The organism is Streptomyces sp. NPDC008086 (genome assembly GCF_042957325.1).
Taxonomy (GTDB): Bacteria; Actinomycetota; Actinomycetes; order Streptomycetales; family Streptomycetaceae; genus Streptomyces.
The window spans coordinates 99,570-114,036 of record NZ_JBIBIA010000012.1 but is presented as its reverse complement, the minus strand read 5'-3'; the positions used below and the strand labels follow the sequence as shown (position 1 = coordinate 114,036).

The following is a 14,467-nucleotide window of genomic DNA, read 5'->3' as shown; positions in this document are numbered from 1 at the left end:
GCTGCGGGAGGTGACCTGCCTTGGTCGAGTGTGGTGAGCCGGAGTCGTCGGACAGTCTGCGGACGTTCGGGGCGGTTGTACAGGCCCTGCGGGAGCATGCGGGGTTGAGCAGGGAGGAGTTCGGGGACCGGGTGGGGTTGTCGAAGCACACGGTGGCTTCGCTCGAGTTGGGGCGGAGGATGCCGGATCCGACGTTCCCGGAGCGGTCGGAGCCGGTGCTGGGGAACACAGGGGCGCTGACGAAGGCGGCGCAGCATCTGGCTCGGCAGCCGGGGTTGGCGGCGTGGTTCAGGCAGTGGGCTCGACTGGAGAAGAGTGCGATCACTCTGTGCACGTACGAAAGCCGGATGATTCCAGGGCTATTGCAGACGAAGGCCTACGTGGATGCTCTGGCTGACGACCAGTTGCCTCCACTGGACGACACGCAGATCGAGGAACGGTGGGCCGCGCGGGCGGAGCGACAACAGCTGCTGCATGAACGGCCAAACACGGCGTTCAGCTTCATCCTCGAAGAGCACCTGTTTCTACGACGTACTGGCGGGGCGGAGGTGACACGCGGACTTGTCGATCACGTACTGGAGATCGCCGAACTGCGGAACGTCGAGCTCCAGGTCATGCCCCTAGTGCAGGAGTCGCATGCCGGGCTCCAGGGCCCCATGAGGCTTCTGGAGACTCCGGACAACAAGTGGTTCGCCTACTGCGAGGGGCAGGAGAGCGGGCAGTTGATCTCCGACCGGAAACTGGTCAGCGTGCTCCAAAGCCGGTATGCCAGGATGCGTTCACAGGCTCTCACCCCGAAGGACTCCAAGAGCCTGTTGCAGCGGATGCGAGGAGACCTATGAGCACCCCCAACCTGGCCTGGTTCAAGAGCAGCTACAGCAGCGCATCCGGCGACGACTGCATCGAAGTAGCCCTCGCCTGGCACAAGTCCAGCTACAGCAGCAGTGGCGACGGCGACTGCGTAGAGGTCGCCACCTGCCCCCACACCATCCACGTCCGGGACTCCAAGGCCCCGGACGAGCATCAGCTGGCGCTTTCGCCGGAAACCTGGGCGGCATTTGTCTCGCACTGCCGGAAGAACTAAAAACAATCGGGCCCCGGAATCAAATGATCCAGGGCCCGTCGCACATGTTTCGTCAGTGAGCGGCAGCGTGCGCGTGCACGCCCAGCGCGACGCCCTCCGGCGAGACCGCCGCGAAGACGTCGGCGCAGGCGACGGCGGACACGGTCTCGGAGAGACCGGCGACGCTGCCGGAGAGGGTGCCCGCGAGGCCGACGGCGGCGGCGCCGCCCGCCTGACCACCGGAGATGTTGTCCAGGACGGTGTCGGCGATCTCAGCCGTCTCAACCTGAGAGGTGAAGCTCATAGCCTGCGGTTCCCTTCGCGTGAACGTACTGCGATAACGGCGGTAGCTGCCCGATTCCCGTACCCGGAAATCCATTCCGGCGCCTCCGGCCATGCGCAGGATCAAAGCACCCTGAAGAGGAGACCGCCAGCCGCGCCGGGGCGACGCACGCCCCATTCCGGCGACCGGCTTCACCGCTATGACCGCAGGGTCACCGAATACGTCGACTTCTTCACGGGACCTGCCGCTTTACCGCGTACCTGGCTGTTGCTATCCGGTTTCCGAGGCGGACACTTCGGCGACAAGACGGCGCGCGGCGACCGGGGCCTGTGAACGACAGGCCCCCGCATGAACACCTGGTGCGCTGGTGTGGACGTTTGCCGGAGGTTCGGGCCGGTCACCCCGAACGCCGCACCGCAGGAGCCGCATCACCGTCCAGCAGCGACATCCCCAACGGCGTCACCGTATGCAGTACGGCCTTCCCCGCCTTGCAGGTACTGACCAGCCCCGCCCGCCGCAGAATGCCGACGTGATGGCTGGCCGTGGCCGGGGAGACCCCGGTGTCGTGGGCGAGTTCCGTGGTCGTCACCCCGTGCTCCGCGACCGTTTCGAGGATCCCGGCGCGGGTGCGGCCGAGGAGGGCGTTCAGGGAACGGAGCCCGGTCGCGCCGCCGCTCAGGACCGTCTCGTGGGTCATCGGGTAGACCACGACACACGGCAGGGCGGGATCCTTCAGCAGGGTCGGCTTGCGCCAGCAGAAGTAGGAGGGGAGGACCAGCAGGCCCCGGCCGTCGAGCCGGATGTCACGGTCCGTCGCGCCCAGCCCGGTCACCTCAAGGACCGGGCGGCGCCAGACGAGGCCGGGGTGGAGGGCGCCGAGCAGGGCGCCGAGGTCGCCGTCGGCCAAGTACCGACCGTGGACGGCCCGTTCGGCGTCGAAACGTGAACGGACTCGGCCCCACCAGGGCGCCAGCGCGGTCGCGAAGTACGCCCGGAACGCGCGCGCGAGATGGACGACGGCCGCCTTGTCACCGTCGGCGAGCGGCCTCGCCCAGGAGGGCAGTCGCCGTCCGGCGCGGGACAGTTCCACCAGGTCGCCCCGGAGCCGCTGCCTCGGCGTCGACAGCAGGGCACCGAGCCCGGCGTCCAGGCCGCCCGCGCCGGCGGCCGGAGTGAGGAAGTCCGCCGAGTAGCCGACGGGTGGGGCGAGACGGAGCAACGGCCTTACCGCCGTGGGTAGTTCGTGGCGCACTCTCCCCCGCCAGCCGCCGAAGACTGCGGAGCCGGTGTCCGTCTGCAGCATGTGCATGCTGAGCAGCGCCTCCCACATGGGGTCGGGAGCCTGCGCCAGCCTGATGCCCGCGAGATCGTCGTCGGTGAAGTGAATGCGTACCGCCATGTGAGCCATCCCCGTTCGGCACATCGTGCGTGCCCTCACATGGTCCGAGGATCTTCGGCTCTTGCCATCCTCAGATGTCATGGGGCTGTCCCCCTCCGGGCAGAGGGGGACAGCCCAAGTGGCCGTAGACCCGTCAGCAGGGCTCGACGGAACTCACCTGGTCACGCACCGGCGACGCCAGGTCCAGCGCCTGTCCGTCCAGGATCACCTGGATCTCGTTCTCGTAGTTGGCATCCCGGTACAGGCACCAGTCGTCGCCGGAGATGTTCTTCACCGACCACACGTGGTCGTTGAGGCCGCCCGGCAGCTGGCCCAGGTTGGACGCGCCGTCCGACAGCGAGTAGTGCGCGCCGCCGCCCTGGCCGTCGTGGTAGATGCAGAACTCGGACGGGTCGCAGGGCCAGGTGGCCGGGTCGCCGGCCGCCTGCGCGGACGTGGGGACCGCCAGCATGGCGACGCTGCCGACGAGGGCGGCCAGGCCGAGGGAGAGACGGTGCTTGCGGATGGAACGGATGGACATGAGGTCTTCCTTTCCCCGTGGTCTTGCGTACGACGTCCAGCCTGCGGTGCGGTGCCCGCCCCCGCACCCGCCTTCGATCTGGATCGAATCGAACCCGTACGGCGGACTTGCTGAAGACCGGCACCGACCGTCACCTGCAGGTGAGACGCCAGAGTGAGGTGACTCCCGCGGCGCGGGCGGCGTGGAGGGGGTCGGCGGTGTCCCTCGCTCGTGGGTGCCGCGGCCTGGTGTCGGTTCTGTCCACGACACGCAGGCCCGCCGCCTCGATGTCGGCCAGCAGTTCGCCGCGCGTCCTGAGTTCGAGATGCTCGGCCAGGTCCGACAGGACGAGCCATCCCTCACCTCCCGGTTCGAGATGGGCGGTGAGCCCGTCCAGGAAGCCGCGGAGCATGCCGCCGTCCGAGTCGTAGACGCCCTGCTCCACCGCGGAGGTGGGACGGGCCGGGATCCAGGGCGGGTTGCAGACGACGAGGTCCGCGCGCCCGGCCGGGAAGAGGCAGGGGCCCACGATGTCGATGCGCCCGGTGAGGTGCAGTCGGCGGACGTTGTCGCTCGCGCAGGCCAGGGCACGGGGGCTGATGTCAGTGGCCACGATGTGGTCGATCCCCCGGCGGGCCAGGACGGCTGCGAGCACTCCCGTCCCGGTTCCGAGGTCGAACGCGGTGCGGCGGCCCGCGTGCCGGCCTGCGGGCGTGGGCAGTGGTGCCCGTGCGACGAGGTCGACGTATTCGCCCCTGACCGGGGAGAACACGCCGTAGTGCGAGTGAAGGCGAGCGGCGAGGGCCGGTACCTCCACGCCCTTCATACGCCACTGGTGCGCTCCGGTCACACCGAGCAGTTCCGTGAGCGAGACCGCCATCGCCTGGGACGGCGGACCGTACGCCTCGCTGCACGCCTGGCGCACATCAGGGGCTCTGCGCAGGTTCAGGCGGTAGTCGTCCTCCAGCAGAACGAGAAGCCTGCCCAGCACGCGGGCCCGGTGGTTGCGGGACCGGCGATGCAGGCGGAAGGCCTCCGCCGGGCTGGCTGCCGGCCCGGCAGACTTCCGGTTCCGGTTCCGGGTCCGGTCGATCCGGCGGCCCATCGCCTGGAGGAGTTGACGTGCGTTGTGGAAGTCGCCCCGCCACAGCAAGGCGGTGCCTTCGCAGGCCAGTCGGTAGGCAGTGTCGGCCGGCATGCGGTCGTCGGCGTTGATGACCCGACGGGGCGGCTCCGTCGCGTTCTCGGAATGCCAGTGGGCGGAACGGGGGGTGTTCTTCTCGGTCCAGTGGATGGCGGACACTGGGGTACTCCTCGTGATCGAAGTGATCGAACGTGCGGGGCACGAAGAGCACTTCGACGAGGAGCAGGGCAAACGGCCCGTGCTGCGGCACGGGCACGTGTGTCAGGGCAGGTGGGGCTACCGCTCCCGCGTCGAAGCGCGCGAGGAGAAGTCGCCGAGAACCATGCCGCGGGTCATGACCAGCCTTTCAGACAGATGACGTCAACAGGGTTGCACAGCCGCGTACTTGTGGGTGCCGGTGCCGGTGCCGGTTTCAGCCGGACATACCCCCGGCGAACGGCATCGTCTGCCACTGGTCGACGGCCGGCTTGAGGTACTCCACCAGCTCGGGCAGCTGCGGCACCAACGTGAGGGAGGCGATGATCCGCAGCATCCCGACGGCGTTCACGAAGCTCAGGACGTCCTCGTTCAGCAGTCTCGTGCCGTTGCGCCGCGCGCCGCGGTTGTAGGCGGCTTCGTGGACGGGCCCGAGGGCGGCCAGGTCCCACTCGACGGGGCCCAGGGTGACCAGCTCGAAGTCGGCGTAGAGGTCCCCGTCCGTCCCGGAGAAGATGTTCGCCGGCGGGGAGTCGCCGTGGACGGGCTGGAGCTCGACCCCCGGGAAGGCTTCTTCGAACGCCGTGCGTGAGCGCACGAGAGGTTCCAGGAACCGCCACTCGCGGCGTGCGCGGTCCAACTCGGCTGCACCGATGAGGCCGGGGGACTTTTCGAGCAGTGCAAGGCTTTCCGCGATGAACCGCGGGTCGGCCGCGGACAGAAACGACAGACGGCCCGGGTACCCGCGCATCGCGGCGTGGAGGTCGGCGACGCTCTCGGAGTTCGCCACGTAGTCGGGTTCCCTGTCCCGGTCCTCGTCGACGAACTGCCAGAACGTCATCGAGAATCCGTCGGGCCGAACCGGTTCCCGTGGCACGAGAGGGCTTGGAGGGATCACGGGGGTCCCCTGGTCGGCGAGCCATCGTGTCACGTCGAGTTCCGCCCGCTGGCGGCGTCCGAGGGAATCGAGGTCTTCGTAGTGCGGCAGGACGGTAGGGATCCGGGCCACGACCGGTGCGGGCGCCAGATGGACCACGACCGAGAAGACATCATGGAGCACGGTGGCATCAGTCACGGTGAGTCCGAGATCGCGCCCTGCTCCGACGGCCGCGTCGACGGCGGCGGAGGTGCGGTGGGTGGCGGAAACCATGACCTCACCATGCAAGACGATGCGTATCGTCTCTACTCGCGTCCCTCAACCACCGTGACTCACAAGGAACTTGACGGATGCTCAGATGCTCACTTTGCCCAACTGACAGCTCATCAACAGCCTCCCTCCCTACGGTGCCGTGCCCATGACAGACACTTCGAGGGAAACCCCCACCCCGATCGGCCGCCGCACCGTGCTGATCGCCACCGGCGCGGCGGCCGCCTCCCTGGCCGTCACCGCCGCCGCACCCGAAGCCCCCACAGCCGAGGCGGCCGGCACGGCGCCCGTCGCCGCGGCCGTCTGCACCCTCACCAAGGAGATGACCGAAGGTCCCTACTACCTGGACGGACAGCTGGTCCGGGCCGACATCAGCGAGGACAAGACCGGCATCCCGCTGGAGCTCACCCTCACCGTCGTCGACGACGACACCTGCGCGCCCCTGAACAGCGCGCTGGTGGAGATCTGGCACTGCGACGCCCTCGGCGAGTACTCGGGCTTCGTCGGCAACAACGGCCACGACGAGCCCGACAACGGTACGTTCCTGCGCGGCGGCGTGCTCACCGGGTCGGACGGCGTCGCGCGCATCACGACGGTGTACCCGGGCTGGTACCGCGGCCGCTGCGTGCACATCCACGTCAAGGTGCACACCGACGTCACGCTCACCGACGACGGCTCCTTCACCGGCGGCCAGGAACTCCACACCGGCCAGCTCTTCTTCGACGAGACGATCACCACCAGAGTCGCCGCGCTCGCGACCTACGCCGCCAACACCGTCCCGCGCACCACCCTGACCCAGGACGGCATCTACGACGACGGAGGCGCCGCGTCCGGGCTTCTCACCCTGACCGCCCTGGGCAGCGGCCCCTGGGCCGGCTACGCGGGGACGCTCACCCTCGGAGTGGAGAGCTGACCCGACCCCGACGGGACAGGTGTCAGGCCGTGCCCGGACTCTGCAGCACGCTGCATGCCACCGGGCACGGCCTGACGTATCCGTAGGACTACTTCTCCGGGCACTGCTTCCATGCCAGGTAGTACACCGTGCTGATGTCACCGTCCGTCGAGTCCATGGTCATGAAGCTGACCTTGCTCGGCGAGGACGAGCCGAGGTTCACTCTCAGCTCGGTGTTGATGTTGAAGTTGCGCTGCACTCCACAGGGCGCCCAGACCAGCTGGGCCCAGTCGGTCTCGTCGGTGGCCTGCCAGTTGTCGTTGAGCGGGCCGCTGAACGGGTGGCTGCGGAACTGGGTGTTCGGCGAGCCCTGGAAGTAGTACGAGGCTCTCTGCATGGCACTGGCGCCGGGCTGGAGGGCGGCGAAGCCGCGGTAGTCGGCGCTGGCGATGGCGTAGGTGAAGCCACCGGGGACGTGCACGACCAGGTTGAGCTGGCAGTTCTTACGGAACGCCGTGGGGTCGGAGTTGCCGCCGACCTGGGCGAGGTAGTCGCTGTACGTCACCGTGAACGCGGTGTTGTCCTCGGAGACGGCGACGGCGGTGGTGCCCTGGGGGCAGCCGGAACCGTTCACCGTGGCGACCTTGATGACGATCTTGTCCGGCGGCGGGTCTTCGAACGCCGGGGTCGCCTCCGCGGGCAGCGCCGCGGTGAGCAGAGCGGCGAGTGCGCCGCCGCTCAGCAGGAATCGCAGGAGTCCACGTGCCATGGAGCTCTCCTTGGGAATGGGGGGTGGCTGTGCCCCAGGCCCGCGCCCACCTGTTGAATCTTTGAAGAATCAGTGGGGTTTCTGTGAAGGCCGGAGGCGTACGCATCGTAGGAGTTGCGCGAGCGGCCGACAGGGCCAACTCCAGCCATTCACCGCGCTGTTGAGCGACGCGCCCCCAGGTGGCCGATTCCTTTCGGTCAGGCGCCGACGGACTGGCGCTCCGCCAGCGGCTCGACCCCGGCCGACCGCGACTCCTTCAGATGGGCGCGGATCGAGTACGTCAGGGCGGCGGCCCACAGCCCGTACAGGGCGACGTACACCGCCACGGCCGTGATCCCGGAGACCGCGAGCCAGTCGCTGTTCAGCAGGGTGCGGACGTTGGTGACGAGGATGACGCCGCCCACCGCGGAGCCCAGGACGCGGGGTGGCAGGACGCGCACCAGCCAGGCGGCGATCGGCGCGGCGACCAGACCACCGGCGAGGAAGGCGGCGACCCAGACGAAGTCGATGCCCTGCGAGCCCAGCGAGAACAGGAAGCCGAGGCTCGCGGCGACCGCGACCAGGAACTCGCTGGTGTCGATCGAGCCGATGACCTTGCGCGGCTCCATCCGGCCGGAGGCCAGCAGGGCGGGAGTCCCGACCGGCCCCCAGCCCCCGCCGCCCGTCGCGTCCAGGAAGCCGGCGACCAGTCCGAGCGGGGTGAGGAAGCGGCGGCGCAGGGGCAGGCCCACGCGGTCCTTGGGCAGGCCGCGGAAGGTGAAGCGGGACATGACGTACACGCCGAGGCCGAGCAGGATCAGGGACATCAGCGGGGCGGCCACGTCGGTGGACAGCTTCGACAGGACGGTCGCGCCGAGGAAGGCACCGACCGCGCCCGGCACGCCGATCTTCCCGACGACCTTCCAGTCGACGTTCCCGAAGCGCCAGTGCGAGGCGCCCGACATCAGCGTCGTACCGATCTCGGCGAGGTGGACCGTGGCGGAGGCGGCGGCCGGGTTGGTGCCCAGGGCCAGCAGCAGCGTGGTCGAGGTGACCCCGTAGGCCATACCGAGGCTGCCGTCCACGAGTTGGGCGCCCAGGCCCGCGAGGGCGAGCAGTATCAGCGTGCGCATGCGGCCGGTCCCGTCTTTCCGAGGTTTCCTACCGGGTTGATAGGGATGGACGGGACCGGACCTTAGGGCATCAGGCTGGGGGTGAGCTGTGAGCGTCCGTGATGTGGGACGCAGGTCCAAGGGGTGGACCTGCGTCGCCTCAGGCCAGCCGGATCACGTTCCACGACAGCGGTTCCAGTACCGCGGTGAGGCGGCCGTCCTTCAGCACCGTGCCCTCGACCGGGTGCGGGGCGACCCGCTCGGGGTCGTCGAGGGTGTTGCGGGCGTCCGGGTCGGCGTCCGCGAGGGCGCTGTGCTCGACGACGCGCGTCAGGTCGAGGCCGTTCAGGGCGACATCGAGGGGCAGTTCCCCGGTGCGGCCGCGGTTCACCGCGAACACGGTGACCGTGCCGTCCTCGGCGCGCACCGCGGTGGCGTGCAGCAGGTCGGCCTCGCCGTACTTCTTCGTCTCGTACGTCGGTGAGTCGACCCGTACGTCCAGGACCTCGCCGCGGCCGTACTGCGAGGCCTGCGCGAAGGGGAAGAACGTCGTCTGCCGCCACGCCGGGCCGCCCGGCTCCGTCATGATCGGCGCGATCACGTTGACGAGCTGGGCGAGACAGGCGACGGTGACGCGGTCGGCGTGGCGCAGCAGCGCGATCAGGAGCGAGCCGAAGACGACCGCGTCCAGGACGCTGTAGTTGTCCTCCAGGAGCCGCGGGGCCTCCGCCCAGTCCCGCGCGCCGGAGTTCTCGATCTCGTGCCACTCCGAGATGTACCAGACGTTCCACTCGTCGAAGGAGAGGTTGATCTTCTTCTTCGACTTCAGCTTCGCGCCGATGTGGTCGGCGGTGGCGACCACGTTCTCGATGAAGGACTCCATGTCGACGGCGGAGGCCAGGAAGGAGTCGACGTCACCGTCCTCGGGCTGGTAGTAGGCGTGCAGGGAGATGTGGTCGACGAGGTCGTACGTCTCCTCCAGGACCGTCGCCTCCCAGGCGGCGAAGGTCGGCATGGACTGGCTGGAGGAGCCGCAGGCCACGAGTTCGACGCCCGGGTCGATCTGGCGCATCGCGCGGGCGGTCTCGGCGGCGAGGCGGCCGTACTCCTGGGCGGTCTTGTGGCCGGTCTGCCAGGGGCCGTCCATCTCGTTGCCCAGGCACCACAGCTTGATGCCGAAGGGGTCCTTGTCGCCGTGCGCGGCACGGAGGTCGGACAGGGCGGTGCCCTCCGGGTGGTTGGCGTACTCCTGGAGTTCGAGGGCCTCCGCGACGCCGCGGGTGCCGAGGTTGAGGGCCATCATGGGCTCGGCCTGGGGGCCGACCTTCTTCAGGAACGCGATGTACTCGGAGAGGCCGAAGCGGTTCGACTCCGTCGAGCGCCAAGCGAGGTCGAGACGGCGGGGGCGCTCCGCTGCGGGGCCGACGCTGTCCTCCCACTTGTAGCCCGATACGAAGTTGCCGCCGGGGTAGCGGATGGCGGTGACGCCGAGTTCCCGGACGAGATCCAGGACGTCCTGGCGGATGCCGTCCGCGTCCGCGGTGGGGTGCCCGGGTTCGAAGATGCCGGTGTAGACGCAGCGGCCGAGGTGTTCGACGAAGCTGCCGAAGATACGGGGGTTGACCTGGCCGACGGTGAAGGCGGGGTCGAGGGCGAAGCGGGCAGTGCTCATTTTTGCCTTCCGAAGAGGGTGGTTCTGTTTCGTTGGCGGCTGCGGGTGCATCGTGGCTGGTCGCGCAGTTCCCCGCGCCCCTAAAGGACTCTCGGCCAGCCGTTCTTCGTCCAGCTGAGCCTGTTGAGGCCCAGCTTTGGCGTGCCCTCGTCCTCCGCGTCGTAGTAGTGGTACGCCAGGACATCGCGGCCCCTGTCCTTGAACACCGACTCGCCTCCTGTGCCGACGAACCGGCCATGTCCTGCCAACACCAGGTCTCCGCCGCCCTCCAGCAGCGGCTTGCCCGTGCTGTCGACGTACGGGCCGGTCACCGACGTCGAGCGGCCCACCCTGATCTTGTACGTCGAGTTCACGCCCGAGCAGCACTGGTCGTACGACGCGAAGAGGTAGTAGAAGCGGCCGTGCTTCACGATGTACGGGCCCTCGACCGCGTACGGGGCGTCGGGGCGGGTGGCCAGATGGTGGACCGGTGCTCCCGTGACCGCCTTGCCGGTGCTGCGGTCGAGTTCCACCATGCGGATGCCCGTCCAGTACGAGCCGAAGGACATCCAGAGGCGGCCGTCGGCCTGGACGATCGCCGGGTCGATGGCGTTCCAGGTGTCGGTGGTCTCGGAGGTGAAGACCTTGCCGTGGTCGGTCCAGGTGCCGGGCAGGCCCGAGCGGGACGTCGCGACGCCGATCGCCGAGTGGTTGGTGCCCCAGCTGGACACCGCGTAGTACAGCCAGTACCTGCCCGCGCGGTACGAGATGTCCGGCGCCCACGGGTCACCCGTGTCGTTGTACTCGTACCACCAGCTCGGCGGCTCGGCGAAGGCGTTGCCCGAGTCGGTCCAGTTCCGCAGGTCCTTCGAGAGCCGGGCGCCGATCACCCCGCCGGTCGAGTACGCCACGTACTGGCCGGACTTCAACCTCAGGACCGTCGGGTCGTGGATGATCTGCTGGCCGGAAAGGGGCAGCGGGTCGGGGTAACTCTCCGCCGCCTGGGCGGCGTTGGGGAGGAAGGCGAGGAAGGCCGCCGCGACCACTGCCGTCACCGCTCTGCGCACTCTCACTGGCCGGCCAATCCCGTGTGGGCCACGCCCGCCACGATCTGTCGCTGGAAGAAGACGAAGACGACGATCAGGGGGAGGCCCGCCATGAGGCCGCCGGCCATGAGCTGGGCCCACTGGATGCCGTAGGAGTTCATGACGGTCGCGATGCCGTTGGGCATGGTCATCAGGTCGGGGTTGTTGGTCACCATGTAGGGCCACAGGAAGTTGTTCCAGGAGGCGATGAAGGTGAAGATGCCGACCGCCGCCAACGACGGCCGCGCGAGCGGGACGACGATCGTGAAGAAGACGCGCCAGCGGCCCGCGCCGTCGATGAAGGCCGCCTCCTCCAGTTCGCGTGGGATGCCCTGGAAGAACTTGTAGAGGATGTAGACCATCGCGGCGGGCGCGCACTGGGGCAGGATCATGCCCCAGTAGGTGTCGACCATGCCCATCTGCTGGACGGTGGTGAAGAGCGGGACGCCGAGGACCGCCGGGGAGATCATCAGGCCGCCCATGACGACGCCCATGAGGACGGTCTTGCCGCGGAACTCGGTGCGGGCGAAGCCGTATCCGGCGAGGGCGCTGACGGCCAGCACCACGGAGGTGACGCAGACCGAAACCACCAGGGAGTTGACGAACCAGTTGGTGATGTTGCCGGTCTGCCACAGCCCCTTCCACGCCTGGGCCGTCCAGTCCTCGGGCAGCCAGTGCGGCGGGATCGCGGCCGCCTCCGCCTCGGACTTGAACGAGGTGAGCAGGGCCGCGGCGATCGGAGCCACGAACACGGCGGAGACGGCGACGCCGAGGACGGTGAGGATGATCTGGCTGGGCGTCCAGGGCCTGCGGGAGTTCTTGCGGAGCTGTACGGCGGTGGTCATCGGCCGCTCTCCTCACGGTTGCGCAGCAGCCACATCCGGGCCAGGGCGACGACTGCGATGATCACGAAGAAGACGATGGACATCGCGGAGGCGTAGCCCACGCGGTAGCTGGTGAAGCCCTGTTCGAGGGTGTACTGGACGAAGGAGCGGGTGCTGAGCTCCGGTCCCGGCGAGAAGTCCATCATCACGACGGCCTGGTCGAAGAGCTGCAGCGAGGCGAGGATCTGGAGGGCGATCACCAGACCGGTGATGTTGCGCAGCATCGGCAGCGTGATGTGGATGACGCGGTGCCAGGCGTTCGCGCCGTCCAGTTTCGCGGCCTCGTAGAGGTGGTCGGGGATGCCCTGGAGGGCGGCGAGGTAGAGCAGGAAGCTGAAGCCGACCGTCCACCACAGGGTCTCGATGACGATGGCGAGCATGGCGTACGACTTGTCGGTCAGCCAGGGCGTGTCGAGCCCGAAGGTCTCGTTGATCAGGCCGATGCCCTGAGTGAACAGCCACTGGAACATGTTGGCGGCGACGGTCGAGGGCAGCAGGAACGGCACGAAGAAGCACAGCCGCCACAGCCATTTGCCGCGTTCGATGTGGTGGGCGAGCATCGCGAGGAGGAAGGCGAGGACCGTGATGCAGGGGACGACCAGCAGCGTGAAGTAGGCGCTGTGGCCGAGCGCGTCCCACATCGCCGAGTCGTTCAGGGCCTCGCGGTAGTTGTCGAGGCCGACGAAACTCGCGCCGTCGCCGGAGATGTTGGCGTCCGTGAAGCTGAGGTAGACGCCACGCAGCAGCGGCCAGATCACGAACAGCGCGAAGAGTGCCAGGAACGGCGCGACGAACCAGCCTCCGTGCTGGAAGCCCTGCCGTCGGCGGACGGTCGCGGTGGCGGTCGCGGTCCTGGCGCGTGCCGGTGCGAGGGCGGTCTGTGCTCCGGTCGTCATGTGCGCGCTGGTCGTCATGCGACCGCACCTCCCTGCGCGGCGGTTCTGCCGTCCATCGGGTTCTTCGAGGCGAGGAGCTTGGTGAGGTGGCTCTTCATGGTCCGGGCGACCTTGTCCGGCCGGGCGGAGCCCATCGTGGAGGAGACGACCACCGGGCCGAGGTCCTGGGCGAGGACGCCGGTGGAGCCCGCGAACCACACCTTCGGCTCGGTGGCCTGGTGGTCCATGGCGCTGACGTACTCGTTCTGCGGGGTGAGCTTCTTGTACGCGGCCGTGGAGAGCGTCGGTGTGTACGCGGGGATGTGGCCGCCGGCCGCCCACTGCAGGGCGTGTTTGACGACGTAGGCGGCGAGTTGGTGGGCGGCCTCGTTGGTGGCGCCGCCACGGTCCGACTGGTGCGGCAGGACGAAGGCGTGCGACTCGGCGTGCGTGGCCTGCCTGCCGAAGACGGGGGGCAGCGGGGCCGCGCCGTAGTCCAGCTTCGCGCCGGAGAAGACCGGCACGGACCAGTTGCCCTCCCAGGTGAAGGGGGCGCCGTTGACGAACTGTTCGCCGGTGGGGGCGCCGGGGATGACGTAGCCGTCGGTGACGTGCCTGCGGAGGAACTCCAGGACCTGGGTGGCCTTGTCGGTGTCGAAGAGGACCTCGGTGTTGCCGTCGTTGAACCACCGGCCGCCGAGCTGGGTGTAGAAGGCGACGAAGAACCACCACTGGAAGTTCTGGTCGTTGGTCCACAGCCCGATCGTCTGCAGGCCCTTCTTCTGGACGGCCTTGGCCCGCTTCAGGACGTCGAACCACTCGTCGGTGGAGGTGACCGGGATCATCCGGCCGTCGTCGCCGAGCAGGTCCGCCTTCTTCAGCACGTCCTTGCGGTAGAAGCAGAGCTGGACGTGGATGTCGAGCGGGAGGGCGTAGAGCTTGCCGTCGATGATGCCGCGCCGCCACAGGGCGGGGTTGTAGTCCTGCTCGCGCACGCCGTACTCGGCGAGCAGGTCGACGTCCCAGGGGTCCAGGAGGCGGCCGGGTGAGAAGCCGGTGACCCGGCCCATGTGCATGACGCCGAGGTCGGGTGCGCGGTTGCCCGCCGCGGCCATGGCGAGCTTGGTGTAGAAGGGGTTGCCCCACTGGAGGGTGGAGTCCTTCACGTCGATGTCCGGATCGGCCTTCCGGAAGGCGTCCAGCATCGCGATCATGTTGGCGCCGTCGCCGCCGCTGAAGAGGTTCCAGTACCGCACCCGCGTACGCGCGTCGGAGGCGAGCGCGTCGGCCCCGGTCCCGAGCGCCGCGAAGCCGAAGCTGCCGGCCACCGCGAGTCCTCCGGCGGCGGCCAGAAGCTGCCTGCGATTCAGGCCAGGTCGTCCCATTCCCTGCCCTAACTGTTCGATATCTCGAATTGTGAACGTAACTTCGAACGGGACCGTAGGCGGCAAGCGCTTTCTAGTCAATGGGTCGTGCACGAATTGCGCGCG

16 protein-coding genes are annotated in these 14,467 nt (G+C 68.7%); 4 read left to right on the top strand and 12 right to left on the bottom strand.

The genetic code is table 11. The features are described from left to right. The first annotated feature begins 20 nt into the window (after positions 1-20). Together ACFZBP_RS36025 and ACFZBP_RS36020 are read left to right on the top strand one after the other, a co-directional pair. Entirely contained in the window at positions 21-842 is an 822-nt protein-coding gene (locus ACFZBP_RS36025; RefSeq protein WP_391419642.1) for a Scr1 family TA system antitoxin-like transcriptional regulator, read from the top strand. Continuing rightward, positions 839-1,084, top strand: coding sequence for a DUF397 domain-containing protein (locus ACFZBP_RS36020; RefSeq protein WP_391419640.1), 246 nt, complete (start codon positions 839-841; stop codon positions 1,082-1,084). Before ACFZBP_RS36025 ends, ACFZBP_RS36020 begins: the two co-directional genes overlap by 4 nt. A 52-nt stretch (positions 1,085-1,136) precedes the next feature. Here ACFZBP_RS36020 and ACFZBP_RS36015 read toward each other — a convergent pair whose 3' ends face one another. The 4 genes from ACFZBP_RS36015 to ACFZBP_RS36000 all read right to left on the bottom strand — a co-directional run bounded on the left by ACFZBP_RS36015 (position 1,137) and on the right by ACFZBP_RS36000 (position 4,547). Further along, positions 1,137-1,367, bottom strand: coding sequence for a hypothetical protein (locus tag ACFZBP_RS36015; RefSeq protein WP_383450312.1), 231 nt, complete (start codon positions 1,365-1,367; stop codon positions 1,137-1,139). Positions 1,368-1,743: 376 nt separating this feature from the next. Continuing rightward, entirely contained in the window at positions 1,744-2,745 is a 1,002-nt protein-coding gene (locus tag ACFZBP_RS36010; protein WP_391419637.1) for a helix-turn-helix domain-containing protein, read from the bottom strand. 133 nt (positions 2,746-2,878) lie between these two features. Next, a complete protein-coding gene (locus ACFZBP_RS36005; protein ID WP_391419635.1) occupies positions 2,879-3,265 on the bottom strand; it encodes a peptidase inhibitor family I36 protein in 387 nt (128 codons plus the stop codon). 130 nt (positions 3,266-3,395) lie between these two features. Then, entirely contained in the window at positions 3,396-4,547 is a 1,152-nt protein-coding gene (locus ACFZBP_RS36000) for a methyltransferase (protein WP_391419632.1), read from the bottom strand. Positions 4,548-4,560: 13 nt separating this feature from the next. Here ACFZBP_RS36000 and ACFZBP_RS35995 point away from each other — a divergent pair, with 13 nt between their 5' ends. Further along, positions 4,561-4,746, top strand: coding sequence for a hypothetical protein (locus tag ACFZBP_RS35995; RefSeq protein ID WP_391419630.1), 186 nt, complete (start codon positions 4,561-4,563; stop codon positions 4,744-4,746). Positions 4,747-4,800: 54 nt separating this feature from the next. Here the strand turns inward: ACFZBP_RS35995 and ACFZBP_RS35990 are convergent, their stop codons facing one another. Then, positions 4,801-5,733, bottom strand: a complete 933-nt coding sequence (locus ACFZBP_RS35990; RefSeq protein ID WP_391419628.1) for a phosphotransferase — start codon at positions 5,731-5,733, stop codon at positions 4,801-4,803. A gap of 145 nt (positions 5,734-5,878) precedes the next feature. Between ACFZBP_RS35990 and ACFZBP_RS35985 the strand changes: the two genes are divergently transcribed. Beyond that, positions 5,879-6,643 (top strand): intradiol ring-cleavage dioxygenase, encoded by a 765-nt coding sequence (locus tag ACFZBP_RS35985; protein WP_391419626.1) that lies wholly within the window; start codon positions 5,879-5,881, stop codon positions 6,641-6,643. A gap of 88 nt (positions 6,644-6,731) precedes the next feature. On the opposite strand, the gene ACFZBP_RS35980 is transcribed toward ACFZBP_RS35985, so the two are convergent. The 7 genes from ACFZBP_RS35980 to ACFZBP_RS35950 all read right to left on the bottom strand — a co-directional run bounded on the left by ACFZBP_RS35980 (position 6,732) and on the right by ACFZBP_RS35950 (position 14,362). Further along, the gene (locus ACFZBP_RS35980) at positions 6,732-7,391 is read right to left on the bottom strand and encodes a DUF4360 domain-containing protein (protein WP_391419624.1); all 660 of its coding nucleotides are present in this window, start codon (positions 7,389-7,391) and stop codon (positions 6,732-6,734) included. A gap of 197 nt (positions 7,392-7,588) precedes the next feature. Then, a complete protein-coding gene (locus ACFZBP_RS35975) occupies positions 7,589-8,503 on the bottom strand; it encodes a sulfite exporter TauE/SafE family protein (RefSeq protein ID WP_383450292.1) in 915 nt (304 codons plus the stop codon). A 139-nt stretch (positions 8,504-8,642) separates the two neighbouring features. Beyond that, positions 8,643-10,154, bottom strand: a complete 1,512-nt coding sequence (locus tag ACFZBP_RS35970) for an alpha-L-arabinofuranosidase C-terminal domain-containing protein (RefSeq protein ID WP_391419621.1) — start codon at positions 10,152-10,154, stop codon at positions 8,643-8,645. Positions 10,155-10,234: 80 nt separating this feature from the next. Beyond that, a complete protein-coding gene (locus tag ACFZBP_RS35965; protein ID WP_383450289.1) occupies positions 10,235-11,206 on the bottom strand; it encodes an arabinan endo-1,5-alpha-L-arabinosidase in 972 nt (323 codons plus the stop codon). After that, positions 11,203-12,063 carry an ABC transporter permease subunit gene (locus ACFZBP_RS35960; RefSeq protein ID WP_391419618.1) on the bottom strand — a complete coding sequence of 287 codons (861 nt, stop codon included), beginning with the start codon at positions 12,061-12,063 and terminating at the stop codon, positions 11,203-11,205. The genes ACFZBP_RS35965 and ACFZBP_RS35960 overlap by 4 nt, the downstream gene beginning before the upstream one ends. Beyond that, the gene (locus ACFZBP_RS35955; RefSeq protein WP_391419778.1) at positions 12,060-12,998 is read right to left on the bottom strand and encodes an ABC transporter permease subunit; all 939 of its coding nucleotides are present in this window, start codon (positions 12,996-12,998) and stop codon (positions 12,060-12,062) included. The genes ACFZBP_RS35960 and ACFZBP_RS35955 overlap by 4 nt, the downstream gene beginning before the upstream one ends. Before the next feature lie 14 nt (positions 12,999-13,012). Next, positions 13,013-14,362 (bottom strand): extracellular solute-binding protein, encoded by a 1,350-nt coding sequence (locus ACFZBP_RS35950; RefSeq protein WP_391419616.1) that lies wholly within the window; start codon positions 14,360-14,362, stop codon positions 13,013-13,015. Positions 14,363-14,467 lie beyond the last annotated feature (105 nt).